The sequence below is a fragment of the Ramlibacter monticola genome (assembly GCF_016722785.1).
Lineage (GTDB): Bacteria > Pseudomonadota > Gammaproteobacteria > Burkholderiales > Burkholderiaceae_C > Ramlibacter > Ramlibacter monticola.
The window spans coordinates 371395-395194 of sequence record NZ_JAEQNE010000003.1; the positions used below are offsets into that span (position 1 = coordinate 371395).

Sequence of the window (23800 nt, forward strand, 5' to 3'; positions counted from 1 at the left end):
TTCAGCGGGCCAGTGCGTGCGCCTGGTGGGCGTGCCAGCCCAGGTGCACGGGCTCGCCCGGCAGGTACTGGTGCCGCAGATACTCGGCTTCGGGCAGCATCGCGCACAGCGGGCGGTCGCCGGCCGCGTCCTGCGACAGCAGCCCGAGCAGCACGTAGCAGCCCTGGTATTCGATGTCGGTGACGGTCGCCGCCAGCGTCGGCGCGCCCGGCGCGCCGAACCGGTCGCGCCCGACGCGCAGGTGGTCGCTGCGTACGGCGACGCGGCCCTGGGCGGTGGCGATCACGTTGTGCCCGCCGAGGAAGCGGGCGATGAATTCCGTGGCCGGCGCGTTGTAGATGTCGCGCGGCGCGCCCACCTGTTCCACGCGCCCGTGGTTCATCACCACGATGTTGTCGGCCAGCGCCATCGCCTCCTCCTGCGAGTGCGTGACGTGGATGAAGGTGAGCTCCAGCTCCCTCTGCCAGCGCCGCAGCTCGGTGCGCATCTGTACGCGCAGGAAGGGATCGAGCGCGGACAGCGGCTCGTCGAGCAGGAACACCCGCGGCTCGGTGATCAGGGCTCGGGCGAGCGCCACGCGCTGCTGCTGACCGCCCGAGAGCTCGCCGGGCTTGCGCTGCGCGAACGCGGACATCGCCACCCGCTCCAGCAGTTCCGCGGCGCGCCGGTGCCGCTCGGCGCGCGGCACGCCTTTCACCTTGAGGCTGAAGGCGACATTGTCGAGCGCGGAGAGGTGCGGGAAAAGTGCGAAGCTCTGGAACATCATCGCCGTGCCGCGCGCCGCGGCGGGCAGGCGCGTGATGTTGCGGTTCTCCAGCAGGATGTCGCCGGACGTGACGCTCTCGTGGCCGGCGATCATGCGCAGCGTGGTCGACTTGCCGCAGCCCGAAGGCCCGAGCAGGCAGCAGTAGCTGCGCGAAGGGATGCGCAGGTCGATCGCCTCGACCGCAGGAGGCGCCCCGGAGGCATAGCGTTTGGTGACCGCGACCAGTTCGATGGCCTGGACGATGGCGGCCGTGGCTGCATCCATGCGCGGTCAGATGCAGTTCGTGTGCCAGCCTCCGGGGCCCGCTAGAGGCTGCGCGCGGCACACGCATGGTGCGCCGGGGCGCCTGTGCGCCGGTTTGGCTCGCGCCGGCGGCACGACTCGGTGCGCGAGGCCCGCAGGACGGCGCCGGCCTCAGCGCGGCGCGAGCTCGTCGGGACGCAGCCCGGCGAGCGGGCCGGCCTGCACGAAACGGGGGCGGGACATGGAATGATCCCTAAGGCCCAATGGGTTGGAACGAAAAGGTATGGGACCGAGCGGCTCGTCCGATGGGCCGCCACACGTCACGAGCAGACCTCGTCCGTTATTCGGCCCCGTGCACCAACTCGCGCACGCGCGGATAGATCTCGGCCTTCCAGCGGCGACCGCTGAAGACGCCATAGTGGCCGACGCCGGTCTGCACGTGGTGCAGCTTCATGTAAGGGCGCATCGAGGTGCACAGGTCGTGCGCCGCGACGGTCTGGCCGACCGAACAGATGTCGTCGCGCTCGCCTTCCACCGTCATCAGCCAGGTGCGGCGGATCGCCTCCGGACGCACCGGCCGCGAACGCCACGTGAGGGCGCCGCGGGCGAGGTCGAAGGTCTGGAACACCTTCTCCACCGTCTCGAGGTAGAACTCCGCCGGAAGGTCGTTGACGGCGAGGTACTCCTCGTAGAACTGCCGGATCGTCTCGGCCCTTTCCATGTCGCCGTCGACGAGGTGCTGGTACAAGGCGCGGAACTGCTGCACGTGCCGGTCCAGGTTCATGGCGAGGAACGCGCACAGTTGCACGAAGCCGGGGTACACGCGCCGCATGTGCCCGCGGTGCGGCGGCGGCACGTGGCTGATCAGGTGGTGGTCGAACCAGGCCAGCGGCCTGCCGGTGGCCAGCCGGTTGACCTCGGTGGGATTCACGCGGCAGTCCACCGGGCCGGCCATCAGGGTCAGGCTGCGTGGCTGCGCCGGGTCCTCGTCCTCGGCCAGCAGGGCCGTTGCCGCGAGCGCCGCCACGCAGGGCTGGCAGACGGCCACCACGTGCGCGCTCCCCAGCGCGCGCAGGTAGCGCAGCAGGTAGTCGACGTAGTCATCGAACGCGAAGAGGCCGTGCCTCAGGTGCACGTCGCGCGCGTTGTGCCAGTCGGTCACGTAGACGTCGTGGTCCTGCAGCAGCGTGCGCGCGGTCTCGCGCAGCAGGGTGGCGAAGTGGCCCGAGAGTGGCGCCACCAGCAGCACGCGCGGCTGCCGTGCCGCGCCCGCCTTGCGGAAGCGCAGCAGCGTGCCGAATGGGAGCGGCAGCACCTTTTCTTCGGTGACGGCTTCGCTGCGGCCTTCGGCATCCACCGTGGCGATGCCCCAGTCGGGACGCGCGTGCGTGAGGCGCAGCCGCGAGACCAGTTCGAGCGCCGCGGCGGCCCGCCGCAGCGGGCTGCCTTCGGTGTCGCGCCACCAGAGCAGGGCGCCGTGATGCTGCGCGCTCAGGCGCAGCGGCGCCAGCGCGTCGGCCTGCGCCTGGTAGGCGTGGTAGAGGAGGCTGTGCATGCGGTTACCGGCGTCTGCTGGCTCAGTAGGCAAGTTGCGCGCCAGCAGCCCGCGGACCGCGGCATGGCACTTGCTGCACATCCCCGGGGCAGGCGGACGCCCCTTCAGGAGGCACACCATGGCCAAGGCCGTCCTCACGATCAGCAGCAGGAACTACGGCGCCTGGGCGCTGCGCGGCTGGCTCATGGCCAGGCTGGCGGGCCTCGAGTTCACCGAGAAGGTGATTCCGCCGGACGACCCGGCGATGAAGGCAGAGATCCTGCTGCTCGCCCCTTCCATGCGGGTCCCGGCCTTGCAGCACGAAGGTGTCGAGGTGTGGGACACGCTGGCCATCGGCGAATACCTGCACGAGATCCGGCCGAAGGCCGGCCTGTTGCCGCCGGACCGGCGCGCCCGCGCCCACTGTCGCTCGGTTTGCGGCGAGATGCATTCGGGCTTCAGCGCGCTGCGCAGCGCGCTGCCGATGAACATCAAGGCGCACTTTCCCGGCTTCAAGGTCTGGTCGCGCGCGCAGGCAGACATCGACCGCATCCTGTCGATCTGGGCCGACTGCTTCGCGCGCTACGGCGGCCCCTGCCTTTTCGGGGTGCAGCCCTGCCTGGCCGACGCGATGTACGCCCCCGTGGTCACGCGTTTCCTCACCTATGACGTCGCCCTGGAGAAAGAGGGCACCGCCTATTGCAAGCGCATCATGGCGCTGCCCGCCATGCGCGAGTGGGTCGCGGCCGCGAAGCTGGAGCCGGAGGAGATCGATGAACTGGAGGCGGAGTTCTGAGCGCCGTCACTTCCACGGCGTGGGCGGTGGCACTTCGCAGGCCGGCTCCACGTCCACGGTGCGGAAGTCCGCCGGAGAGACGATCTCGAGGTACTCCATGTCCGGCGAGTAGTCGAACAGGTAGTGGCGGATTCCGGGCCGCTGGTGCACGCAGTCGCCCGCGCTCACGAGTGTTTCCCTGTCCTCGTACATGAAGCGCGCCCAGCCCTTCAGCATGATCACGATCTGGAAGTCTGCCTCGTGCCGGTGCCATCCGGTGCCCTGTTCAGGTGCCATGTTCGCCTTCACGAGGTGCGCGATCACCTTGCCGCGGGTGGCTTGGGCGACGCCCAAGTCGCGGTAGACGAAGAAGTCCCGCAGCCCGCCCGAAACGTACGGCGTGTCGCCAGGTTTGATGTGGGAGAACTGGGTGGCCGTGCGGTCCAGCATGGGGCTCTCCTTGAGGCGCGGCGCGCCATCTTCCCGGCGGAAAAGCAGGAAGCATTCCCGATCTTCGACCTCCGGTGCTTTCGGGGTGAACAGGCAGGCCGGCGACGGAACCGATGGTCGCGCCCCGAGCGCCACCGCTGCGCAAGGCGCGCCGGGCAGCTTGCGGCCATCATCGCCAGGAAGAATGACGGCGTCCCCTGCGACGCTTGGTCAGCGCTTGTGTGCGCCCTTGCCATCGGTCAGCGCCTCGACGAGCGTGCGTTGCAGCCACGCTTCGTACTCTTGCGGCAACCAGCGCGACTCGTGCACCAGCTTGTGGTAGACCTCCCGGCCCGTGAACATCCAAAGAAGCGTCGCTGCGGCCTCCCGCGTCAGCCCGGGGCGCGACCGACGCGCTTCGAACAGCGCGTCGATTCGTTCCAATTGCATCTCGCGCCGCAGGGCTTCAAAGGCCTCCTGTGACTTGCGCAACTGCGGCGAGAAGGCCGACGCTTTCATCAGGAGGCTGAGCCCCGCGCTCTCGCCTTCGTAGATGGCTCGCGCCACGCCTGCGCTGAGCGCAATTCTCGTGACAGGATCGGATTCCTGCCGAACTTGTTCCAAGGCTGCGTGGTAGCGGGGACCGAAGAGGGCGTCTTTCATGAGCGCTTCAATGAGGCCGCTCTTGGATTTGACGGTCGCGTACACCGTCGCCTCGGACACCCCTGCGCGCCTGGCAATCTCTGCAATGGTCGTCGCGTCGATGCCCTTGCGGGAAAACAGCGATCGCCCCGCCTCCAGCACCTTGCCGCGCGTTTCCTCGGCTGCGGCGGTGCGGGCTTCCGACCGATAGGGTCTTTTGCTGGAGCGTCCCATATTGGATATAGTTATCTGTAGCAAATGTCGGAAAGGATCGGGCGTGACGTTCGAAGCGTACATCAAGACGATTCGCGAGAAGACGGGCAAGGGGCCCCTGGAGTTCTTCGACGAAGCGGTGGCCGCCGGCGCCTTGCTACCCGGCACGAAGACGATGCAGTTCGTCGACTGGTTGAAGGCGCGTTCCGGCCTTGGCCACGGTCATGCGATGGCGGTCTGGGAAGCGTTCAAGCGGGAGGGATGGGTGCCGCTCCAGGCAGGTGGCCGCGACGCAAGCAAGACCGCCAGCAAGACGAAGGGGGGTCGGGCATGAACTGGCCGCGACGGATCGGCGTCGGCCTTTCGGTGCTCGCGACGCTCTTCTTCGTGGCGGATGCAGTGGGAAAGCTGATCCAGGCCGAGCCCGTGCTTCGGAGTACGCAGGAACTCGGCTGGCCTGTGACTGCCGTCATACCGTTGGGCGTACTGCTGCTGACAGGAGCAGTTCTCTACGCGCTCCCGGGCACCGCATTCATCGGGGCGGTCTACTTGACCGCCTACCTTGGAGGGGCGGTGGCGACCCACTACCGGATCGGTTCGCCTCTGGGCACGCATATTCTCTTCGGCGTCTACGTCGCATTCATCATGTGGGCGGGCCTCGCGCTGCGCTACCCGGGAGTGTTCTTGGCTGCGCTTCGGCCTGGGAAGGCCTGAAGCGGGGTATGCGCGTGCGGCAGCGCCCGCTGGGGCACGTCCGCTTCCGCCGCCATAACCGGCCTTCCAAGCGTTGCGAGCGCCCTGATCGCTCGGCGCTTCTCCCTGCTCGGTCCGGCGACAATTCTCCGGATGACACAAGGCAAGCGAATTTCAGTGGAGATTGGCGGCGACGCGCTCCGAGCGATCAAGGAGATCGGGATGGCGGCGAAGTTGGCGCGGACCGGAGCAGGCGAGGGGCAGGCTGCGGCTGCTGCTCGTTTGGGCGTGCACGTGCAGACGATCGGCCGGATCGAATCTGGCGAGCCAGGCGTCGCGATCGGGCATGTGCTAGGCCTGCTCGCGTTGTATGACCTCACGGTAAAGCTGGAGCCGATCCCGCGCGGCCCGTCAACGCCCTGAGCAGAAAGCGCCGCTCCCGGCCACAACCGGCCCTGATACGGGGCGCGCAAACGACGTTCTGCAAGCTCCGCTAACGCCAACGAAGACACCAATCTGGATCAGCGCCCCCCGCCCAAGGGCGCCGGAACAACGGAAACGCCCTGGGCGATGGCCGCCGCGTGTTCGGCATCCAGCGCGCGTTGATAGGCCCGTTGTTCGCGAAGGCGGTCCCAGTACGCCGCGACGGCCGGCGTGAACCGGGGTGTCAGGCCGATGAAATCGGCGAGCATCAAGGCATATCCGACCGAGATGTCTGCTGCCGTGAAGCGGCCGGCGCAGAGGTAGCTCTCCTGGGTCAATCGAGGCTCCAAGGTTCGCAGCCGGGCGAGGAACCACTTCGCATAGTCTTCGGCCACGCTTGGCTGCCGGCGATCCTCCGGCTCGAAGCGCGAGTAGCGCAGCACCAGCGTCTGTGGGAACGTGAGCGTCGCCTCCCCGAAGTGCAGCATGTTCAGGAAGCTGCCGTATTCCGCGTCGCCGCGTCGAAGCTCCAGCGGCGTGCCTGGAACCAGCGTGCACAGGTACTGGCAGATGGCAGCCGATTCGGTCATCCGAGTCTCGCCGTGCACGAGCAGCGGGATCGTGCCAAGCGGGTTGATGTCGAGGAAGGCCCGCGCATGCTGCCGTGGCGGGAACGGCAGCATGACCAGGTCGTAGGGCAACCCGAGTTCCTCCAGCGCCCAGACGGCGCGGAACGAGCGGGCACTGACGCAGTGATACAGGCGGATCATCCCTGCAGCATACGAAGGCCCGAGACCTGCGGCGGGACGAACTGGCTGCAATTCGTGCCAGCCGGAAAATTGCCGGCCTTACCGTCGGCCTGAAGACTGCTCTCGGCCAGACCCGCCGTCCGCCAGTGAATCGCGGCTTCGCAGATGTCCATCAGCCTGGTCCGGCGGAAGCGGCAGGGTTGCCGACCGACCGGCGGATTGCACCTTGACCGGCGCCCAAAAAGAAGCCCCTCGCTGCGTCCTGCAGGAGGGGCTTGGTGTGGGTCGACCTGGCCGCTGACCGCTATTTTCTTGCGAACGGTCAGGCCCCGGCAGCCAGGTTCTTGCAGAAGGCGCCGATTACTGCGCGGACGCTGCCTTGACAGAGCCGTGCTTGTGCGTCTTCGCGGACTTGGTCTTCGTGGTGTGCTTGTGCGCCTTGGCGGACTTGGCGGTGGCATTGGCCTTCACCGGAGCGGCCGGCGCAGTCACCGTTTCGGCGGCCATGGCAGAGGCGCCCAGCAGGGAAGCGAAGGCCAGGACGATCAGGGATTTCTTCATGACAGAGGTGTGTAGGTAGTTGAGTGCGGTAGCCCCATGGCAGCCGTCCAGCACACAACGCGACTGAGCCGGGGCGAGTTGACACGAAGTCGTCCTTCCATTCGTCGTACTTGTTTGATCGAAAGCAAGCAGTCAATGAACTGCGTCTCTGCACAGGTCGTGGCGAAGCGATGTAAGCCAAGACCGATGACAGAGGCTCAGGATGCACTCGTGGAGCTCGTGGCCGGCCGTGTCATGGGTCGGCAAGTGCTCGTGGCGAGTTGAAGGCCGCTGCGCCCACCTGTGACCGTGCGGCTGCACCGCTTGACAAGACGCTGCGCGTCTTCGGTATGCGACCAGTCAACCGCGTCCCTTGCGTACGAGTGCGCGGGCGGGGGCAGCGACAGGGCCGCAGGGCGGCCCTTTTCCTTTCCGTCAGGACGGCACGGTGAAGGTGACCTTCTTCGAAGCGCTCAATCCGGTGTTGTCGGTGACCTGCAGCGTCACCGACTGCTTGCCGGCCTTGGCGAACGTCCTGGTGAACGCTGCCTGCATCGACCACACCGTCCCCCTGTTCTCGGCCCAGCGGTAGGCCGCGATGCTGCCGTCCGGATCGTAGGAACCGGTTGCGGCGAAGTTGCAGGTCCGCCCCGCCGTGCACGTCACGGCGACAACGGCGACCGGCGCCACCCCGGCCGACGGCGTCGGGGTCAGGGTCGGGGTCGGATCCTGCACCGGGCCGCTGGCCGTTACAGGAATCGCGGCCACGCTCAGCGTGCCCCGAATGCGGTCGAAGCTGCGGGTACCCAGCGCGGCGTTCTCCACGAGGAAAGCAACGGCGCCCACACCACAAGGTCCCTTCAGGGTCCAACTGGCGACGCCGGACGCGTCGGTCGTGCCGGTGACCTGCCGGTTGCTCCAGTAGTCGTCCAGGAAGCGGCCGTTCACCAGCGCGTTGGCGATCGGGAGGCCCGCTTCGCTGGTGACCGTGACCGACACCGAGGTGAGGTTGTACATCTTGCCGCCCCGTACGCAGCTGCCGGGCAGCGCAGGGTCCTCGACGAACTGGGCGCTCATCGCGAGCGAGCGGCTCACGAGGCAGTTCGAAGCGCACGGCGCTGCCGGGGTCAGCTTCACCAGCCGGTGGCTGCGGCCGAGCATCACCTGCGAGAGGATCTGCCCGGAGGCGTTCATCGGGCCGGCCTGGCCCACCGTGGCACCCGGGTACGCGGGCGAAATGCGATCGTTCAGAGGCTGACCCGCGCCAGCCGGACCGGCCGCGACGAAGCCGGTGCCGAGCGCGGTGAAGGTGACGTCCTGCCCCGCGCTGATGGATCCCATGCCCCAGGCTGACAGCTGCCCCGTCGGACCACCGATCGGCTGCCAGCCGCCCTGGGCGGAAAGGCGGAACGGGTAGACGAGGTTCTTCGTGCTGGTGATGGACACGAGGAAGTGGGCCTGGTCGCCGGCGTCGTTGATCGCGCTGCCGTTGGAGCCGGCGCCCACGAAACCTTGCGGCAGCGGCGGCAAGGGCACGACGCTGGATCGGTCGCCGAGCTGGTACCACGATCCCCAGGTCACCACCTTGCCGCCGCGGCTCATCGCCGCCGGGCGCTCGTTCGGGTAGCCCAAGGCCCTCAGGTCCGCCATGCCCGTCGCCTGCGACCACATGACGGGCAGCGCGAACGATGGAATCGCAGCACCCAAGGTGGCCCAGCCGACCAGCCGGTCCTGGTCGTCCAGGCCGGCGATGTCGACGCTGGACGTCCCCGGGTAGACGCCGAGATCCTGGGGGACATAGGCGTTGCCTTCCGGCCTCCACAGCGCAGCGCGCGTGCTGCTGCCGATCGTGCCCGTGACACCGGCAATCGTGCCGAGGTTGTTGATGAAGCGCGGGTACTGGCTGCTGGCGTCCACGCCGCCGGCAAGCGGCAGCACGATCCGTTGCCCGCCCTTCCACACCACCGGGTCGTCCGGCGGCAGGCAGAAGGGCCCGCAGCCGGGGTCCGCCCGGGACTTGCCGATCACGTCACCATCGTCGTTGAGGTCGGCGCCGGAGGCCGCCGGCGCCACGAAATCCAGCGCGTAAATGGGGGCCACCAAACTGTCGGCAAGCACTGCGGCGGACTCGACCCGCGGCGTGTCGGCCAGTACCGCAACGGAGCTGCCGCTGTCGCTGCCACCGCCGCAAGCGGCAAGAAGGGAGGCGAGGAAGAGCAATGCGAGTCGGGGAAGCTTCATGGTCTTGGGCTCCTTGGCCATGCGCAGGCCACTGCGCGGCCGGCTTGCACGGGGGAGATTCAGGCTAGCTCCCGACCGCGCGCCGTGTTTGATGGGGAACATACTTGAGGCGGCTCATACACGCGCTTACTTGCTCGGCAGTAAACGTGATTGCTTGGCTCCGCAAGCGCTGCGCGCCAGAGCGCGACCTCCCGGACCAAGGCGTTTGAAACGCGCCTTCTTTTGCGCCAGCGCGGGATCGGCAGATCCGTGTGGATCTGGAGCGACTGGATGTCGGCCGTGGACATGCCCGCACCGTTGGTGCCCAACCATCGTGGCTCGTACAATGCCTGCCCTGAGAACCAGCCGCGCGCGAGACATTCCCATTCCCATCCTCCTCTCCCACCAGGCGCTGGACGAGATCCTGAAGAGCCATCGGATCAAGTCCAATGACCTCGCCGGCATCGACAAGCTGTTCGGCGGCGCCGATGGCTACTACTGGTACCACACGCTGCGCCACATGAGCCCGAAGGGCGATGAGATCGTCTGGCCCGACGAGCAGGCCATGCGTGCAGCGGTGCAGGACCACGAGAACGAAACCGCTGCCGAGGACGAGGTGAAGCCGCAGGCGCTGCGGGACGAGCACGTGGCCGCCATGGCGCGGCTGCTGGCGGTGCGCGGCTGACGACGACGGCGCCGATGGACATCGTCATCAACGAAGAGATCAAGGCCTACATCGATCCGCTGACGCCCGACGAATATCGGGCGCTGGAACGCAGCATCCTGGACGAGGGTTGCCGCGACGCGCTGGTGCTGTGGGGCGACCTGCTGGTGGATGGCCATAACCGCTATGCGATCTGCCGGCAGCACGGCCTGCCTTTCCAGACGGTGCAGAGCAGCCGCTTCCGATCGATCGAGGACGTGCACCTGTGGATGATCGACCAGCACCTGGGCCGCCGCAGCCTGTCCGACTTCCAGCGGGGCGTGCTGGCGCTGCGCAAGCGCGAGATCGTCGCCGAGCGCCTGGCGCGCACGGCGCCGCAGCCGGCGCCGGCGTCGCCGGCTTCCGGAGAAGCGGCGACGGAGGCCTCCACCTCGGCGCCCGCCGCCGAGACCCAAGCGAACACGCGCGAGGCGCTGGCCCGGGCGGCCCGCCTGAGCAGCAGCCAGGTGATGCAGATCGAGAAGATCCGCAAGCAGGCCGCGCCTGAGGTGGTGGCCGCCGTCAAGGCGGGCGATATCTCGATCCATGCCGCAGCCACCGTGGCCAGCCTGCCTTGGGAAGAACAGGTAGCCGCCGCCACGGGTGGCACGGAGGAACTGAAGCAAGCTGCCAGGCGGGCGCGCGACTCGCGCAGGAAGGCCGCTACCGAGCCACCGGCCTCGCCGTCGCAACCGCAGGATGAGACCGTCGTGCATGGCGAGGACACGATCGAATCGCTGCGCCGGCGCGTGGCCGTCCTCGCCGCGGAGAACATGCAACTCCGCGAGCAATTGGCGCAGTTGCAGCGCGAGGCGGCCGTCAGATAAGAGCAGCGGGCGCTGCTGCGCCGCCAAGAGGGACATGGCGGCAAAATCAGGTCAGGAGGGCACCCTTGATCGAAAAGCTCGCCCGGCGACTGCCGTTCTTCTATGGATGGATCGTCGTCGGCGTGTCTTCGTGACGATGGCCGTGTGCGTCAATGCGCACGGCTTTTTCGCTGCTCTTCCGCCTATCCTCGACGAGTTCGGGTGGGAGTGGGGCGTGACCGCCGGCGCGTTCTCGTTCGGCTTCATCGTCTCCGCGGTGCTGAGCCCGCTGCTCGGGCGGCTCATGGACCGCCATGGGTGCAGCGTCATTGCCATGCGGTCGCCACGGGATTTGACGACCCCTGCACGCAGACCTACGCTTTCCTCGCGGCTTCCCGCCGCGAGGAGATGGTCATGCAACGAGGATGGATCGTTGGTGCGCTGTCATGCGTTCTTGCTGCTACTGCGGCGGCCGGCCCCGAGACGGTGTCGCAGCCAGTATTGGTGACGTCACCCAGCCCGTTCGGCAGCTGCGGGTTGGTCGGCACCGACACGCTCTTCGTCAACAGCACGGTCGAACCGTCCGCCGCCGTCAACCCGACGAATCCACTGAACATCGTCGTGGGATACCAGCAGGACCGCTGGTCGGGCGGCGGCGCGCGCGGTCTGCTCGCGGGCGTCAGCTTCGACGGCGGGTTGTCGTGGCTGCGCGTCGTGGTCCCCGGCATTTCGACGTGCACAGGCGGCCCGTACGAGCGCGCGACCGATCCCTGGGTGTCGTTCGCGCCGAACGGTGACGCCTACTTCTTCGGGATGGGATTCGACTTCACGACGCCGCCCGGACGACCCGGCGGCAACGGCAAGAGCGCCATGCTTGTCAGCAAGTCGACCGACGGCGGATTTACCTGGGGGCCTCCGATCACCTTGATCGAAGACCTGAATTCGCGCTTCCTGAACGACAAGAACACGATCACCGCCGATCCCGGCGATGCGCGCTTTGCCTACGCCGTGTGGGACCGGTTGCAGACGCCCGTGGGCGCGACCATCAACCCCGATCACGTCATCGGAATCGGCTTCAAGGGTCCGACGATGTTTTCCCGCACCACGGACGGAGGCGCCACCTGGGAGACGGCACGCAAGATCTACGACCCGGGTGCAACAAGCCAGACGATCGGCAACCAGGTTGTCGTGCTGCCCAACGGCACGCTACTCAATTTCTTCAACGAGATCCTTGGCTTCAAGAACAGCGATGGCGGCGCCCGGTTCGACTTCAACCTGGCGCTGATCCGTTCGACCGATCAAGGCGCGACCTGGACGCACGGCCCCGCGATCCGCGCAGCGAAGATGATGTCGATGGCCACCGTCCGGCCATCGGGCGTCATCGATCCCGATCCGGCGACCGGAGCCGAAACCAGGGTGCGCTCCGGGGACATCCTGCCCGCAGTCGCGGTCGACCGCGGCGCGACCAGCCCCGGCCGCGGCAACGTCTATGCGGTGTGGCAGGACGCGCGCTTCAGCGGCCTCCGCATCGACGAGATCGGATTCGCGCGGTCCACCGACGGCGGCCTGACATGGTCCACGCCGATCAAGATCAACCGCACGCCGACCTCTCTTCCGGACGGCAGCCGGCAGGCGTTCACGCCGACCGTGAGCGTCGCGGCCGACGGGACGATCGCGGTGTCGTACTACGACTTCCGCAACCACTTCGCGGGCTCCCCGTTTCTGGAGACCGACCACTGGATCGTGCATTGCCATCCCTCCTCGGCGTCGTGCACGTCGAGCGCCGATTGGCTTTTCGAAAGCCACGTCGCCGGGCCATTCGACATGCGCAAGGCGCCGAACGCGCGCGGCTATTTTCTCGGCGACTACATGGCCATGCCAGCCGCTGGCACCAGGTTCAAGCCGGTGTTCGTGCAGTCCGGTCCGGGTTCCGGGCGCAGCGACGTCTTCAACGCCACCGCCGCCGAGTGAGGTCCCGCCTTACATCGCCTTGCCAATACAACCGCGCCCGGAATAGTCCCGCCCTGCCGCTGCCGATGCTGCGGTCGGCGCACGTGAAAAGGCCCGCCGCGGGGACGGGCCGACAGGCAGGCAAGCGCCGCTTCAGGCCTCGACGATCATGCGGCCGTGCATCTCCTCATGGTGGTCGCCGCAGAAGTTGTCGCACACGAAGTCGTAGCTGCCGGGCGGGGCAGCCGGGAGGGCCACACGCGTGACGGTGCCTGGCGGCAGGTCGGCGCGCACCTTCAGGTCGGGCATGTTGAATCCGTGCACGAAGTCGAGCGCGGTGAATTCCAGCAGCACCGGGCGGCCCGCTTTCACGCGGAATTCGCCCGGGGTGTAGTGGAAGCGCTGGGCGACGATCTTCACCACCTGCGCCTCGGCCGTCTGCGCCGGCACGGCGCGCGCCGCGGTGAGCAGAAGCGGCGCCGCGCCCATGGCCAGTGCCCGCTGCAGCCAGCCGCGGCGGCTGTGAGCTTGGGCGCTCACGCGTCGACCACCCCGAGTTCGCGGATCTTGTACTGCGCCGTGTCCGGTTCCGCCTCCACCTCGCGGAAGCCGAGGCCGCGGTTCGGTTGCGCCGGGTCCCACGGCAGCGGCGTTCGCGTCGGCTGGCTGCCGGGCGCGGGCAACGGAAAGATCAGCGACTTGGCCGAATGATGCGCGATGTGGCCCGTCATCCGGTGATGCTCCTGGTGGATGTGGCCATAGAAGACGGTCACCTGCGGGTGCTGCAGCAGGATGTCGATGGCCTGTGCGCCGTCGCGCGTGGCCCAGTCCCACTTGGGTTCCAGGTCGAACAGCGGCCGATGCGTGAGCACGACGATCGGACTGCCGGCGGGCCGCTGCGCGAGATCGGCCTTCATCCAGGCCAGCTGCTCGTCGCCGATGCGCGCGCCTGGGTCGGACACGTTGTCGATCGCGATGAAGTGCACGCCCTTGTGGTCGAACGCATAGTGGGTTTCGCCGAAGAATTCCTTGTACGCGGCGCCGCGGTCCAGGGACGCATCGTGTTCGCCGGGCATGAAGCGCACCTGCTTGACCTTCAGGGCAGAGACGATGTCGCGGAACTCCGCCATCCGGCGGCGCCGCTCGACGGGATCGTCGGTGGTGTGCGTGAGGTCGCCGGTGAAGACGATGAATTCCGGCTGCTGCGCCAGCGCGTTGACGCTGGCGACCGCCCTCCTCAACGTGTTGGCGGCATCCGGATTCGGGGCACCGGAGAAGCCCCAGTGGGTGTCCGACAACTGCACGAAGTAGAAGTCCTCGTAGGCGGTGGCGGCCGGCGTGCCGGCGGCGGCTGCGCGTCCGACCAGGCCCGACGCATACACGGCGCCCCCTCCGAGGGCGAGCAGTTTCAACAGTTCACGGCGGTTTGTCATGTCATTTCTCCAGGGGGGCGGGGGTGGGAGCCTGCGGCCCGGCGACGAGCTGCAGGTAGGCGACGATGTCCGCGCGCTGCTGCGCGTCCGGAATCGAGATGGACATCCTCTGGCCGGGGATGAACGTTTCGGGATCCGCGAGCCAGCGCAACAGGCTGCTCGGGTCCCAGACCACGGTGGCTTGCTTGAGGGCCGCGGAATAGTCGTAGCCGGCCGCCGTGCCGGCCCGGCGGCCGATCAGGTTCTTGTGCGTCGGGCCGACGCCGTTGAACTGGAGCGAATGGCACGCCGCGCAGCGAGCCGCGTAGAGCAACTTGCCGGCGGCGGCATCGCCCTCGGCGTGCGCGGCAGGCAGACACGCGCAGGCGAAGGCGGCCGCGGCAAAAAGGTGGCTAAATGGGGTGTTCATGCAGCGGGTACCGGTCCACCCGCGCGGAAATTCCCCGTCCTGCCGGGGCAAAAATGTGCTGCGGATCGGGAATAGAAGGTCCGCGCCGCCGGTATGGGACGCATCAAGGTGGACCGATGTGACCGAAACCAACGCCCGATTCGACGCCGAAGTGCTGCCGTACCTGGACGCGGCCTACAGCCTGGCCCGGTGGCTGGTGCGCGACGACCATGTCGCCGAGGACGTCGTGCAGGACGCCTACCTGCGCGCCTTCCGCTATTTCGGCAGCTTCCGCGGCTCCGATGCGCGGCCCTGGCTGCTGGGCATCGTGCGCAACTGCTGCTACGACTGGTTCGCGCAGCAGAAGCGGTCGCGCGAGTTCGAGAGCGACGTGGAGGACGCGGACGCGCCGGCCCTGGATGGCCACAGTCGCCCCGAAACACCGGAAACGCTGCTGGTGCAGAAGATGGAACGCGCGCACGTCACCGCCGGCATCGCGCGACTGGCGCTGCCGTTTCGCGAGGTCCTGGTGCTGCGCGAGATGGAGGACCTCAGCTACGAGGAGATCGCGAACGTGCTGGGGATCCCGAAGGGGACGGTCATGTCGCGCCTGTCGCGTGCACGCCGCCAGCTGCAGGAAGAGTTGAGTCAATACCGATGAAGGGCCGCGCCATGGACAACGATCCCATCGCCGAACTGCCGGCCGACGTGAAACAGCACATGACCCGCTACAAGGCCCCCCCGGGGCTGGAGCGGCGCATCCGCCACATGATCGCGCAGGAGTCGCGGGGGGCCAGCTGGCTCGACCGGCTGCGCGGCAAGGTCGAGAGCTGGTGGCCGGTGGCCGCGAGCTTCGCCTGCGGAGTGCTCGTGGCCGTCTCCGCCACCACGCTGCTCGGCACGGCGCGCAACGACGACGCGTTCGAGCAGCAGCTGGTGTCGGCGCACATCCGCTCGCTCATGCCCAACCACCTGATGGACGTCGCCTCGACGGACCAGCACACCGTCAAGCCGTGGTTCGCCGGCAAACTGGACTTCTCACCGCCGGTGGTCGACCTCGCCAGCGAAGGCTTCGCGCTCGTGGGTGGCCGCCTCGATTACCTGCAGGGCCGTACGGTGGCCGTCCTGGTGTACCAGCGACGGGGGCATGTGATCAACGTGTTCGTGCTGCCCGCCAGCGACGACCGCGCGGCGGCGCCCAAGCCGCTCCTGCGGCAGGGCTACCACATCGCCCAATGGCAGAAGTCGGGCATGCGCGCATGGGCAGTGTCCGATCTCGGCGCCGGCGAGCTGGACCAGTTCGCACAGCTGCTGAAGGCGCGCGAGTGAGCGGCGCCATCTGCGCACTTGCAACTCCGGCGCAAGCCATGAATCCCTGCAGCCTCACGGCGCCATCCTTCCTCCACTTAAGGAGCCTGGTGCGCAAGAGGGCGCGTCAAGACGGTCGGTGGATGGGGCCAAAGCGCCTGTTCTCGACGCAGGCGTGCGCCACCTCGCGCCCGATCATGGCGCGGGCATAGAGGTAGTTGTTGCGCGCCCGCTCGCTCATGTGGTTCAGGTCGACCCGGCCCTCGGCATCGCAGGGAAACGCAAAGCCGCGGCCGCCGTGGTACAGGTTGCGGAAGCAAAGCTGGAATTCGATGTCGCTGGTTTGCGTCATGAAACCCTCCTTGTTCGGACGCAGCGCCCTTTCGGCATGCTCCACTGTCCGCGACAGTCGTCCTTTTCGCGATCAGACGACAACTGAATTGACGTCTCGGCGACTTCCGATTCGTGGGGTGGAGCGCGCCGAGGGGCCCTAGGAATCTTCCTAGGCGGGCCGGCCCCTTGGGACGCATCGCAGGGCCGCCGGAAGACCAAACAAGTCGGACGCTTCCAGGCCTCTTGCGTCCGCGTGCCGATTCCCCACGCGGGAGCGCCGAAACTGCTGCGGCGAGGCCCGTAGCTGAGGCTCAGGTCAGAAGTTTGACGAGTGCCGTCGGGTGCAACTGCCAGCCAGCCAGGCCCGCTGCGCCCATGAGCGTCCCGAAACCCGCCGGCAATAGCGCCAGCAGGAACAGCCACCAGCGCTGCGTGAGCGAGGCTACCGCCAGCAGTGCCACGCTGATGGAGATGGCCGCATCGGACAGGTCGAACTGGTCGTCGCGGAAGTTCAGGTGATCGTAGGTGTCCTGGTCGGCCTGCGCCTGCCGGCGCAGGTCTTCCTTCTTCGTGGCCTGGTCCTTCACCAGGGCCTCGTAATTCGCAATCGCCGCGTCGTAGTCCGGCTTGCGGTCGGCGGGTTGGCTTGCCGCTGCCAGCCGCAACTGCACCAGCGCGGCACGAGCGACCTCCTCGCGCTGGTTGCGCGCCTGGTAGAAGGCCCAGTGGTCCAGCTTGTCGGCCTGCGCTTGCTGCATGGCCTGGACGATGTTGTCGTCCTTGACCTTGCAGATGCCCATGAACGTCGTGAGCAGCGCCACAGCGATGGCGACGAAGGCATTCAGGCGCGAAGCACGCGCCTCAGAGGGGTCGGGAAGGCTGATGTCCATTGATGGGGATTATCCGAGCACAGTGTGTTTTGTTCGTGCAACGTCCGGCTGCGTCGCGATCTCTTTGGAGGGCGGCAGGTTCTATGCCTCGCGTTGGTAGGCGTCCGACACGTCGAGCGTCGGCGGACGTGCGCCAACGAGAGCCTGGCGAGGCTCGATCTGCGGTTCGAGCCAGCACTGCGAAGGTTTCGCCGTCGCCTTGCGCGGAAGGAGCCACTGGGATGCGAACGACACGGCGTCGTCGCCCGGGCCCCTGCCCGTTCCCGCTGCCCTGTGGGTGCCGCCCGTTAGCTGCAACGCCTTCCAGACGATGCCAAGTCGTAGGCCCGCCGCCGGCGCATGCCCGGCAGTGGTCTCGCTCCGTCATTGGAAGACGTCTGAATCAGGTCACAGCTCGGCCAGGAGCGGACATAGTCCTCCAGCCCTAGCCCTCGCTGCTGGTCAGTGAGTTCGCCAGCACCCTGCACGATGGGCATCGTGATCGAGCCAGGGAATCGCGGTCGCTTGGAGCGTGCACAAGTTGGTCAGCACGCCCCCCGGTTTGCCCAGCCGTCGGCACAATCCGCGCGTGACCACCCCCGTCGTCCCCGCCGCCGCGGTCCAGACCGAGCAGCGATTCCAGACCCTGTTCGAGCAGGCGCCTTTCAGCGTGCAGCTGCTTTCCGTGGATGGCCGGACGCTGCGGGTGAACCGGGCGTGGCAGGACCTCTGGGGAGCGCACGAGGGCGACCCGCTCCTCGAGTTCGTCCTGTCCGAGTACGACATGCTGGCCGATCCGCAGCTCGAGGCGAAAGGCGTGACGCCCTACCTGCGGCGCGCGTTCGCGGGAGAGGCCGTGCGCATTCCGGCGATCCACTACGACCCCGCCGAAATCGGCCAACCCGGGATCGCGCGCTGGGTCGAAGCCACGGCGCGACCCATCAAGACGCCGGATGGCCGGGTCGCCGAGGTCATGTTGATCCACGAGGACGTGACCGAGCGCCTCCTGGCCGAGCGGCAACTGCGCGCAAGCGAGGCGCAGTTCAGGACGATCGCCGACGCCATGCCGCAGATGGTGTTTTCCACGCTGCCGGACGGCCACAGCGACTACTTCAACAGGCAGACCTACGAGTTCACCGGCGTGCCGCCTGGTTCCATGAATGGCGAGCGCTGGGCGGACATCGTGCACCCCGACGATCGGGAAGCCGTGGGAGAGAGGTGGCGCCACAGCCTGGAGACGGGCGAGCCCTACGAACTCGAGTACCGCTTGCGACACCGCTCGGGAGAGTACCGATGGGTGCTGGGGCGCGCCCTGGCCGTGCGCAACGAGCAGGGCGGCCTCGTCCGCTGGATGGGGACCTGCACCGACATCGACGAGCAGAAGCGTACGCGAGACGAACTGCTGGCCAGCAACCGCCGCAAGGATGATTTCCTGGCGATGCTCGCGCACGAACTGCGCAATCCGCTGGCCCCGATCAGCACCGCGGCGCACCTGCTGAAGGCAGCGCCTGCGGATCCGGACAGGGTGCAACGTTCCGCGGAAATCATCGAGCGCCAGGTGCGGCACATGACCGACCTGGTCGACGACTTGCTGGACGTCTCACGCGTGACCCGCGGACTCGTGGCGCTCGATCGCCGGCCCGTGGAGATGAAGGCCGTGCTGAGCCATGCGATCGAACAAGTGCGGCCGCTGATCGAAGCCCGGGGGCACGAGCTGACGACGCGCATGCCTTCGGGGGACGTGCATGTGATGGGGGACCGATCCCGACTGGTGCAGGTCGTCTCGAACCTGCTGAACAACGCCGCGAAGTACACCCCGTCGGACGGCGCCCTCGCGGTGACCATGGCTGTCGACGAGGACGTGCACATCCGGGTCGCAGATAACGGAACGGGCATCGAGAGCGAGTTGCTGCCGCATGTCTTCGAGCTGTTCACGCAAGGCGCGCGGACGCCGGACCGGACGCAAGGCGGCCTGGGCCTCGGACTGGCGCTCGTGAAAAGCCTCGTGGAGTTGCATGGAGGCCGGGTGTCAGCGGAGAGCGCGGGGCGCGGTCTGGGCGCCGCGTTCACCGTCACGCTACCTGTGCTGAAGATCGACGATCCGGCGGCGTCTGCTTCCAGAGCTGCGATGTCGCTCCCCCGCGCCTCGCGCAGGCTTCGGATCCTGGTCGTCGACGACAACCAGGATGCAGCCGAAACCCTGGGCATGCTGCTGGAAACCCTCGGCCACGAGGTGCACCTTGCGCACGACTCCGCACGCGCCCTGGATGCGGCGGCAAAGGGAGCGTTCGACGCTTATGTCCTGGACATTGGCTTGCCCGGACTGGACGGCTATGAGCTGGCCCGTCGGCTGCGGGCCCAGGCGTCCGGCGTCGCCGCCACCTTCATCGCCCTGACCGGCTACGGCAGCGCGGATGACAAGCACCGCGGCGACCAGGCTGGATTCGACCACTACCTTGTGAAGCCCGCGGACTTGGGGGAACTGGCGCGGCTGCTGCAGGGGGGTTGAGCCGCGCAAGGCCATGCTGCATGGGGCTCGCTGGGTCGTGAACAACTACGTCGGAAGGCAACTTGCGGCGTAGCAATAAGACGCCAGTGCCAAATAGGTCACGCCAGCGTGCTCGCGCACAGATTCCTGCGACGAGGCCTTCGCTGAGATCGGTCTACAAGGGTTGCACACTGATGCAATGCCGGGTCAACTACGGCGGTGGGTCAGCCGTTGAACAGTTCGCTGTTCAACACACCAGGAACGAAATGAGGAATCTGCTTTTAGCGTTGGGACTTGCCGCCGTGGCCTTTTCGGCGAGCGCCGCAGATGTCGGCGTGTCAGTCAGCATCAGCCAGCCTGGCGCGTACGGCCGTATCGATATCGGCCGCTTCCCCCAGCCCGACGTCGTGGTGGCACAGCCTGTGATGATTCAGCGCCCGGTCAGGGTGGTGCAGCCGGTCTACATGTGGGTGCCGCCCGGCCACCAGAAGCACTGGTCCAAGCACTGCCACCAGTACAACGCCTGCGGCACGCCGGTCTACTTCGTGAAGGACAACTGGTACCAGCAGCACGTGATGGCCGACGGCCACCGGCACGATCGGGACCACCACGACCACGACCACGACCGAGGCCATGACCATGACCATGGTCGCGGACACGGCAAGCACAAGCACTGATCCGAGTGCTTGACCGGTTCGGCCGCCGCTGAAATCCGACCGATGCGCGGGCCCGTCCGCGCATCGGTCGACAGGGCTGCAGGGACTGGACCCGAACCTGCCGAAGAGACCATCGGGCACATGCAAGCGCCTCGACGATCCATGCGGCCTCTGCGGCGGACAGGGATGCGTTCAGCCTTTCGACAAGGTCTGAACCAACGCCATGATGTTCCCTTCACTGTCCCTGAACCAGGCTGCCTTGGCCCCGCCCGCAGTGATGGCGCCCTGCGCGCTGCGCTCGCCGGGCATGTCGACGTACTGCTCGAACTGGACGCCGCGCGCCTTGAGCGCCTGGATCTCCGCGTCGACGTCCTGCACTGACCAGAAGGCCTGGCTGGCCCGCGACGTGCCGGCATTCGGGGTGAGGTAGAGAAAGGCAGCGGTGCCGCCGCCGAACTCGTACACCACGCCGCCGTTCGTCTCCTCTTTCGGGCGCAGCCCCACCATGTCTTCGTAGAACCGGCGCGCACGGGCGATGTCCTTCGCCGGAATGTACGAGTACAGCGGGGATGTCTGCAGCATCACCTCTTCTCCAGGATGACCTGGAATCCGCCGAAGATCATGCGCTGGCCATCGAAGGGCATGTCCTTCATCTCCTTCATCCGCGGGTCGTCCATGAACTTCTTCATGCCGTCGTCACGCACCGCCTTCGATAGCCACGTGATCCACGAGAACACGACGGTCTCGTCTTCCTTGCGCTTCACGGCCATCGGAAACGAGGTGACCTTCCCTTCGGGCACGTCGTCGCCCCAGCACTCCACGATCTCCAACGCGCCGAGCTCCTTGAAGATTTGTGCGACGACAGTGGCGTGGTGGAGGTATGTGTCCTTCCTGGCAGTCGGCACTGCGATCACGAATCCATCGACGTAGTTCATGCGAGTTCTCCTGTTGGCGGCGCGCCGAATTTGCACGCCATCAAGGCTACGACGACCGAGCGGGCCCCGTCTCGACACGTGGATGTAACGCATCGCAGCTCAACGTTTGGTCGGACGCAGGCACTGCCACCCGGGGTGGCGCGCCACGGACGGCAGCGCTGCTGCAGCGCCTGCATGCGTCAGGTGTCGAGGCCGCGCTCCTTCGCGACGGCGAGGTTCCGCGCCTCCGAGCGCTGCAGAGCCGGACGGGCGCCGAGACGGTCGCTGTACGCGACGAACGCCGGCCTTGTCTCGAGCATGTTGAAGCGCAGCATGTAGCGGAGGGTGCCGCCGAAGATCACGTCGGCCATCGAGAAGTGGTCGCCGAGGAGGAACTCGCGGCCGGTGACCGCGCTCTCCATCGCACGCAACATCGACTCATGGTCGCCCCAGCCCGCCTGCGAGGGCTTGAACTCCCAATGGGCGGCCTTGGCCAGAGAGCCAGGCTCGATCACCGACGGCGCGAACAAGGACCACCGCAGGTACGTCGCGCGCGCAGGGTCGTCCGGCCGCGGTGCGAGGCGACCGAGCGAGTACCGATCCGCGAGGTAGAGACCGATGGCCGCCGACTCGGTCACCACGGCGTCGCCGTCGACGAGGACCGGCAGCTTGCCCATCGGGTTCAGCGCAAGGAGCTCGGCCGACTTCTGGGCCCCCTGCATGATGTCCACGAAACGAAGCTCGTACGGAACGCCGAGCTCCTCGAGCATCCAGACGACGCCCGCGGCGCGGGAGAAGGGGTGGTGATAGAGGACGATCGACATGCCGGTGACCTCCCTTTGGATGGGCGCAGTCTAGCGCCTCGCGGTTCGGTCGAGGTCCGAGCTTCCCGGCGCTACGCCGGTTCTGGGCCAGCCGCAGTCATCCAGCTCGAATGTAGACAAGCTCGAGCTTCTTGGCACCTGGCCGCCGGTGGGCTAAGGTTGTGAAGCAATCGCTTCGACCATGTCCATCCCTCAAGAATTTGCGGACTTCTGGTCTGCCGCCCTGCGCGTAACGCAGCGACTCGAGGCGGGTCGCTTCTACGAGGCGTTCGCCTTGGGGGACAGCGCCGAGATGGCTGGCTACTTGGCGGGGCTGGTGCTGGAGGGGACCAAGCGTGCCACGGCCAGCCTGGCCTGGACCTACCAGTCGAACGGGAAACCGCGGCCCAAGCCAGGCGACCTGAGCATTCTCATGAGCTGGTCCCGACGGCCCTTGTGCATCCTTGAAACGACGGCGGTTGACGTCGTCGCGTTCATGGAGGTGCCTGCCGAGTTCGCCCTCCTCGAGGGAGAGGGAGACAAGACCCTGTCGACATGGCGCCGGAACCACGAAGTGTTCTTCGCCCGCGAGTGCGCGCGCATCGGCCGGTCACCGTCTCCTAGCATGCCGATCGTGTGCGAGCACTTTTCGGTTGTTTACCAGGTACCGGGTGCTGCACCGTGATCGTGAAGATTGGTGCCGGCAGGTTCTTCAGCAGAATCGGTCCAACGCGGACACCCGCGCGGGAGGATCGACACTCCACACCTCCAGCGAAGGAGGCGACTCCTGGCGCGAGCGCGATGTTCGCGCCCGGCCGTGCCCCCGGGCACCGTCAGGGCTGCGGCGGCGCGGGCGCGACGAGCCGCTGCACCGCTGCCAGCAGGCCCGCCGGCCACGCCGCGTTTTGCGGAGACGGCTGCGCCGGGTAGCGGCGGCCCGGCGGCAGCGTGTGCAACTGCAGCCCCAGCATCTCGATCGCACTTTCCGGCGCGAGCTCGCCGATGTTTGTGTGCGCGGAAGAGGGGTCCACGAGCGTGACGGCGCCACTGCCGATGACCTCGATCGCCTCCTCGCTTTCGACGACGAGGGCTGTGTCCTCGTCCACTCCCACGCCGAGCAGGTCGGGCCGCTGTGCAAGCGCCGAGAGCAGGCGCGCGAGCCGCCCCCGTTCGGAGAAATGCTGGTCGACGATCGCCGCCGGCAGGAGGCCAAGGCCGATGCCCGTGCCGACCGCATCCTTGCGGGGATGGCGCACGGCCATCCCTTGCGCGATCATGTGGCGCGACATGGCTGCGGCGCCGGCGCTCGTGCCACCGATGCAGCACCCCAGGTGACCGTGGGCGTGCTGCAGCGCGGTCATCGCCGGCGTATCCCGCAGGACGTCCATCAGTCGCGACTGGTTGCCGCCGCTGATGAAGATGGCATCCGCATCCAGGATCGCCTGGACGGTATCGGGCCGGAACGCGGCGTCCCGCTCGAGCAGCGGCAGGAGTTCGCAACCGCCCGTGCCGATCTCGGCGAACGCGCGCCGGTAGCTCTCGGCAACGACCAGCGGCACGGCGCTTGCCGCGGCCAGCAACCGGATGCGGGCTTGCGGTCCGCCCGCGTACTGGAGGAATCGCCGCAGGATCAAGCGATCCTGCACGCGGTCCTCGGCGCCGCCGACGATGACGAGCCGCCCTCGCACGGACGCTTGCGCGGCGAGCGGCATCGTGGAACCAGTGAGCAGCGAAGAGAACAGCAGGTCGCGTCGACGCATACGGCAGGCGAAAACCGGCAGAAGAATACCTCCGCAGAGTGTAGCGTCGGGGCTCGGGGACGCCTTGGTCCGCACAGGCCGCAAGCGGCTCGTGGACGCGCAGTTGATCCCGGGCGATGCGACGCGGCTGCAATCCCACCGATGCAAACGGATCTGCGCGTC

Annotated in this window: 29 protein-coding genes; 12 read left to right on the forward strand and 17 right to left on the reverse strand. The window is 67.5% G+C overall.

Going from position 1 to position 23800, the window contains the following annotated elements; all coding sequences use genetic code 11:
* Position 1: 1 nt before the first annotated feature.
* Both JJ685_RS15225 and JJ685_RS15230 read right to left on the reverse strand, forming a co-directional pair.
* Positions 2-1030 (reverse strand): ABC transporter ATP-binding protein, encoded by a 1029-nt coding sequence (locus tag JJ685_RS15225; RefSeq protein ID WP_201675113.1) that lies wholly within the window; start codon positions 1028-1030, stop codon positions 2-4.
* 319 nt (positions 1031-1349) lie between these two features.
* Complete coding sequence (locus tag JJ685_RS15230; protein ID WP_201675114.1) at positions 1350-2564, reverse strand: polyhydroxyalkanoate depolymerase; 1215 nt, start codon at positions 2562-2564, stop codon at positions 1350-1352.
* 118 nt (positions 2565-2682) lie between these two features.
* Here JJ685_RS15230 and JJ685_RS15235 point away from each other — a divergent pair, with 118 nt between their 5' ends.
* Positions 2683-3339, forward strand: a complete 657-nt coding sequence (locus JJ685_RS15235) for a glutathione S-transferase (protein WP_201675115.1) — start codon at positions 2683-2685, stop codon at positions 3337-3339.
* A gap of 6 nt (positions 3340-3345) precedes the next feature.
* Here the strand turns inward: JJ685_RS15235 and JJ685_RS15240 are convergent, their stop codons facing one another.
* Both JJ685_RS15240 and JJ685_RS15245 read right to left on the reverse strand, forming a co-directional pair.
* On the reverse strand, positions 3346-3768 hold the full coding sequence (locus tag JJ685_RS15240) for a cupin domain-containing protein (protein ID WP_201675116.1): 423 nt from the start codon (positions 3766-3768) through the stop codon (positions 3346-3348).
* A 210-nt stretch (positions 3769-3978) separates the two neighbouring features.
* Positions 3979-4686, reverse strand: coding sequence for a TetR/AcrR family transcriptional regulator (locus JJ685_RS15245; RefSeq protein ID WP_236599011.1), 708 nt, complete (start codon positions 4684-4686; stop codon positions 3979-3981).
* Here JJ685_RS15245 and JJ685_RS15250 point away from each other — a divergent pair.
* The 3 genes from JJ685_RS15250 to JJ685_RS15260 all read left to right on the forward strand — a co-directional run bounded on the left by JJ685_RS15250 (position 4667) and on the right by JJ685_RS15260 (position 5718).
* On the forward strand, positions 4667-4936 hold the full coding sequence (locus JJ685_RS15250) for a DUF4287 domain-containing protein (RefSeq protein ID WP_201675117.1): 270 nt from the start codon (positions 4667-4669) through the stop codon (positions 4934-4936). The two genes, JJ685_RS15245 and JJ685_RS15250, sit on opposite strands and share 20 nt — an antisense overlap.
* Entirely contained in the window at positions 4933-5316 is a 384-nt protein-coding gene (locus JJ685_RS15255) for a DoxX family protein (RefSeq protein WP_201675118.1), read from the forward strand. The genes JJ685_RS15250 and JJ685_RS15255 overlap by 4 nt, the downstream gene beginning before the upstream one ends.
* Before the next feature lie 132 nt (positions 5317-5448).
* Complete coding sequence (locus JJ685_RS15260) at positions 5449-5718, forward strand: helix-turn-helix domain-containing protein (RefSeq protein WP_201675119.1); 270 nt, start codon at positions 5449-5451, stop codon at positions 5716-5718.
* A gap of 98 nt (positions 5719-5816) precedes the next feature.
* Here the strand turns inward: JJ685_RS15260 and JJ685_RS15265 are convergent, their stop codons facing one another.
* From JJ685_RS15265 to JJ685_RS15280, 4 genes are all read right to left on the reverse strand, one after another.
* Entirely contained in the window at positions 5817-6488 is a 672-nt protein-coding gene (locus JJ685_RS15265) for a glutathione S-transferase family protein (protein WP_201675120.1), read from the reverse strand.
* Complete coding sequence (locus tag JJ685_RS15270) at positions 6485-6640, reverse strand: hypothetical protein (protein ID WP_201675121.1); 156 nt, start codon at positions 6638-6640, stop codon at positions 6485-6487. Before JJ685_RS15270 ends, JJ685_RS15265 begins: the two co-directional genes overlap by 4 nt.
* A gap of 187 nt (positions 6641-6827) precedes the next feature.
* Positions 6828-7028: a hypothetical protein gene (locus JJ685_RS15275; protein ID WP_201675122.1), complete on the reverse strand. Its 201-nt coding sequence runs from the start codon at positions 7026-7028 to the stop codon at positions 6828-6830.
* Positions 7029-7442: 414 nt separating this feature from the next.
* Positions 7443-9269: a PKD domain-containing protein gene (locus JJ685_RS15280; RefSeq protein ID WP_201675123.1), complete on the reverse strand. Its 1827-nt coding sequence runs from the start codon at positions 9267-9269 to the stop codon at positions 7443-7445.
* A 304-nt stretch (positions 9270-9573) separates the two neighbouring features.
* Between JJ685_RS15280 and JJ685_RS15285 the strand changes: the two genes are divergently transcribed.
* The 3 genes from JJ685_RS15285 (at position 9574) to JJ685_RS15295 (ending at position 12707) form a co-directional block, all read left to right on the forward strand.
* On the forward strand, positions 9574-9912 hold the full coding sequence (locus JJ685_RS15285; protein ID WP_201675124.1) for a hypothetical protein: 339 nt from the start codon (positions 9574-9576) through the stop codon (positions 9910-9912).
* Positions 9913-9926: 14 nt separating this feature from the next.
* Positions 9927-10757, forward strand: coding sequence for a ParB N-terminal domain-containing protein (locus JJ685_RS15290; protein WP_201675125.1), 831 nt, complete (start codon positions 9927-9929; stop codon positions 10755-10757).
* Between the two features lie 393 nt (positions 10758-11150).
* The gene (locus tag JJ685_RS15295; RefSeq protein WP_201675126.1) at positions 11151-12707 is read left to right on the forward strand and encodes a sialidase family protein; all 1557 of its coding nucleotides are present in this window, start codon (positions 11151-11153) and stop codon (positions 12705-12707) included.
* Between the two features lie 132 nt (positions 12708-12839).
* On the opposite strand, the gene JJ685_RS15300 is transcribed toward JJ685_RS15295, so the two are convergent.
* The 3 genes from JJ685_RS15300 to JJ685_RS15310 are packed head-to-tail and all read right to left on the reverse strand — an operon-like array spanning position 12840 to position 14660.
* The gene (locus JJ685_RS15300; protein WP_330901775.1) at positions 12840-13226 is read right to left on the reverse strand and encodes a cupredoxin domain-containing protein; all 387 of its coding nucleotides are present in this window, start codon (positions 13224-13226) and stop codon (positions 12840-12842) included.
* Positions 13223-14119: a metallophosphoesterase family protein gene (locus JJ685_RS15305; RefSeq protein WP_201675127.1), complete on the reverse strand. Its 897-nt coding sequence runs from the start codon at positions 14117-14119 to the stop codon at positions 13223-13225. Before JJ685_RS15305 ends, JJ685_RS15300 begins: the two co-directional genes overlap by 4 nt.
* Before the next feature lies 1 nt (position 14120).
* Positions 14121-14660, reverse strand: a complete 540-nt coding sequence (locus JJ685_RS15310; RefSeq protein WP_236599013.1) for a c-type cytochrome — start codon at positions 14658-14660, stop codon at positions 14121-14123.
* Here JJ685_RS15310 and JJ685_RS15315 point away from each other — a divergent pair.
* Positions 14647-15168, forward strand: a complete 522-nt coding sequence (locus JJ685_RS15315; RefSeq protein ID WP_330901776.1) for a sigma-70 family RNA polymerase sigma factor — start codon at positions 14647-14649, stop codon at positions 15166-15168. The genes JJ685_RS15310 and JJ685_RS15315 overlap by 14 nt on opposite strands.
* An 11-nt stretch (positions 15169-15179) precedes the next feature.
* Entirely contained in the window at positions 15180-15836 is a 657-nt protein-coding gene (locus tag JJ685_RS15320) for an anti-sigma factor family protein (protein ID WP_201675130.1), read from the forward strand.
* Between the two features lie 106 nt (positions 15837-15942).
* On the opposite strand, the gene JJ685_RS15325 is transcribed toward JJ685_RS15320, so the two are convergent.
* Positions 15943-16167 carry a hypothetical protein gene (locus tag JJ685_RS15325; RefSeq protein ID WP_201675131.1) on the reverse strand — a complete coding sequence of 75 codons (225 nt, stop codon included), beginning with the start codon at positions 16165-16167 and terminating at the stop codon, positions 15943-15945.
* A 292-nt stretch (positions 16168-16459) separates the two neighbouring features.
* Positions 16460-17038, reverse strand: a complete 579-nt coding sequence (locus tag JJ685_RS15330) for a DUF4337 domain-containing protein (protein ID WP_201675132.1) — start codon at positions 17036-17038, stop codon at positions 16460-16462.
* Between the two features lie 568 nt (positions 17039-17606).
* On the opposite strand from JJ685_RS15330, the gene JJ685_RS15335 reads away from it, so the two are divergent.
* Together JJ685_RS15335 and JJ685_RS15340 are read left to right on the forward strand one after the other, a co-directional pair.
* Positions 17607-19526, forward strand: a complete 1920-nt coding sequence (locus JJ685_RS15335; RefSeq protein WP_201675133.1) for a PAS domain-containing hybrid sensor histidine kinase/response regulator — start codon at positions 17607-17609, stop codon at positions 19524-19526.
* Between the two features lie 314 nt (positions 19527-19840).
* Positions 19841-20182 carry a hypothetical protein gene (locus tag JJ685_RS15340; protein ID WP_330901777.1) on the forward strand — a complete coding sequence of 114 codons (342 nt, stop codon included), beginning with the start codon at positions 19841-19843 and terminating at the stop codon, positions 20180-20182.
* Between the two features lie 171 nt (positions 20183-20353).
* Here JJ685_RS15340 and JJ685_RS15345 read toward each other — a convergent pair whose 3' ends face one another.
* From JJ685_RS15345 to JJ685_RS15355, 3 genes are all read right to left on the reverse strand, one after another.
* Positions 20354-20743, reverse strand: a complete 390-nt coding sequence (locus JJ685_RS15345) for a VOC family protein (RefSeq protein ID WP_201675135.1) — start codon at positions 20741-20743, stop codon at positions 20354-20356.
* The gene (locus JJ685_RS15350) at positions 20743-21096 is read right to left on the reverse strand and encodes a DUF1428 domain-containing protein (protein ID WP_201675136.1); all 354 of its coding nucleotides are present in this window, start codon (positions 21094-21096) and stop codon (positions 20743-20745) included. Before JJ685_RS15350 ends, JJ685_RS15345 begins: the two co-directional genes overlap by 1 nt.
* A 179-nt stretch (positions 21097-21275) precedes the next feature.
* Positions 21276-21899 carry a glutathione S-transferase family protein gene (locus tag JJ685_RS15355; protein WP_201675137.1) on the reverse strand — a complete coding sequence of 208 codons (624 nt, stop codon included), beginning with the start codon at positions 21897-21899 and terminating at the stop codon, positions 21276-21278.
* A 181-nt stretch (positions 21900-22080) separates the two neighbouring features.
* On the opposite strand from JJ685_RS15355, the gene JJ685_RS15360 reads away from it, so the two are divergent.
* Positions 22081-22563: an ASCH domain-containing protein gene (locus JJ685_RS15360; RefSeq protein WP_201675138.1), complete on the forward strand. Its 483-nt coding sequence runs from the start codon at positions 22081-22083 to the stop codon at positions 22561-22563.
* A 148-nt stretch (positions 22564-22711) separates the two neighbouring features.
* Here JJ685_RS15360 and JJ685_RS15365 read toward each other — a convergent pair whose 3' ends face one another.
* Positions 22712-23638, reverse strand: a complete 927-nt coding sequence (locus JJ685_RS15365; RefSeq protein WP_201675139.1) for a cyanophycinase — start codon at positions 23636-23638, stop codon at positions 22712-22714.
* Positions 23639-23800: the final 162 nt, after the last annotated feature.

Bases quoted from the DNA above. Each gene is read 5' to 3' on its own strand.
- JJ685_RS15360 (WP_201675138.1), top strand. From the start codon at position 22,081: ATGTCCATCCCTCAAGAATTTGCGGACTTCTGGTCTGCCGCCCTGCGC.
- JJ685_RS15290 (WP_201675125.1), top strand. From the start codon at position 9,927: ATGGACATCGTCATCAACGAAGAGATCAAGGCCTACATCGATCCGCTG.
- JJ685_RS15260 (WP_201675119.1), top strand. From the start codon at position 5,449: ATGACACAAGGCAAGCGAATTTCAGTGGAGATTGGCGGCGACGCGCTC.
- JJ685_RS15230 (WP_201675114.1), bottom strand. From the start codon at position 2,564: ATGCACAGCCTCCTCTACCACGCCTACCAGGCGCAGGCCGACGCGCTG.
- JJ685_RS15275 (WP_201675122.1), bottom strand. From the start codon at position 7,028: ATGAAGAAATCCCTGATCGTCCTGGCCTTCGCTTCCCTGCTGGGCGCC.
- JJ685_RS15350 (WP_201675136.1), bottom strand. From the start codon at position 21,096: ATGAACTACGTCGATGGATTCGTGATCGCAGTGCCGACTGCCAGGAAG.
- JJ685_RS15265 (WP_201675120.1), bottom strand. From the start codon at position 6,488: ATGATCCGCCTGTATCACTGCGTCAGTGCCCGCTCGTTCCGCGCCGTC.
- JJ685_RS15305 (WP_201675127.1), bottom strand. From the start codon at position 14,119: ATGACAAACCGCCGTGAACTGTTGAAACTGCTCGCCCTCGGAGGGGGC.
- JJ685_RS15295 (WP_201675126.1), top strand. From the start codon at position 11,151: ATGCAACGAGGATGGATCGTTGGTGCGCTGTCATGCGTTCTTGCTGCT.
- JJ685_RS15330 (WP_201675132.1), bottom strand. From the start codon at position 17,038: ATGGACATCAGCCTTCCCGACCCCTCTGAGGCGCGTGCTTCGCGCCTG.
- JJ685_RS15235 (WP_201675115.1), top strand. From the start codon at position 2,683: ATGGCCAAGGCCGTCCTCACGATCAGCAGCAGGAACTACGGCGCCTGG.
- JJ685_RS15285 (WP_201675124.1), top strand. From the start codon at position 9,574: ATGCCTGCCCTGAGAACCAGCCGCGCGCGAGACATTCCCATTCCCATC.
- JJ685_RS15355 (WP_201675137.1), bottom strand. From the start codon at position 21,899: ATGTCGATCGTCCTCTATCACCACCCCTTCTCCCGCGCCGCGGGCGTC.
- JJ685_RS15345 (WP_201675135.1), bottom strand. From the start codon at position 20,743: ATGCTGCAGACATCCCCGCTGTACTCGTACATTCCGGCGAAGGACATC.
- JJ685_RS15240 (WP_201675116.1), bottom strand. From the start codon at position 3,768: ATGCTGGACCGCACGGCCACCCAGTTCTCCCACATCAAACCTGGCGAC.
- JJ685_RS15320 (WP_201675130.1), top strand. From the start codon at position 15,180: ATGGACAACGATCCCATCGCCGAACTGCCGGCCGACGTGAAACAGCAC.
- JJ685_RS15225 (WP_201675113.1), bottom strand. From the start codon at position 1,030: ATGGATGCAGCCACGGCCGCCATCGTCCAGGCCATCGAACTGGTCGCG.
- JJ685_RS15325 (WP_201675131.1), bottom strand. From the start codon at position 16,167: ATGACGCAAACCAGCGACATCGAATTCCAGCTTTGCTTCCGCAACCTG.
- JJ685_RS15365 (WP_201675139.1), bottom strand. From the start codon at position 23,638: ATGCGTCGACGCGACCTGCTGTTCTCTTCGCTGCTCACTGGTTCCACG.
- JJ685_RS15245 (WP_236599011.1), bottom strand. From the start codon at position 4,686: ATGTACGCTTCGAACGTCACGCCCGATCCTTTCCGACATTTGCTACAG.
- JJ685_RS15270 (WP_201675121.1), bottom strand. From the start codon at position 6,640: ATGGACATCTGCGAAGCCGCGATTCACTGGCGGACGGCGGGTCTGGCC.
- JJ685_RS15255 (WP_201675118.1), top strand. From the start codon at position 4,933: ATGAACTGGCCGCGACGGATCGGCGTCGGCCTTTCGGTGCTCGCGACG.
- JJ685_RS15280 (WP_201675123.1), bottom strand. From the start codon at position 9,269: ATGGCCAAGGAGCCCAAGACCATGAAGCTTCCCCGACTCGCATTGCTC.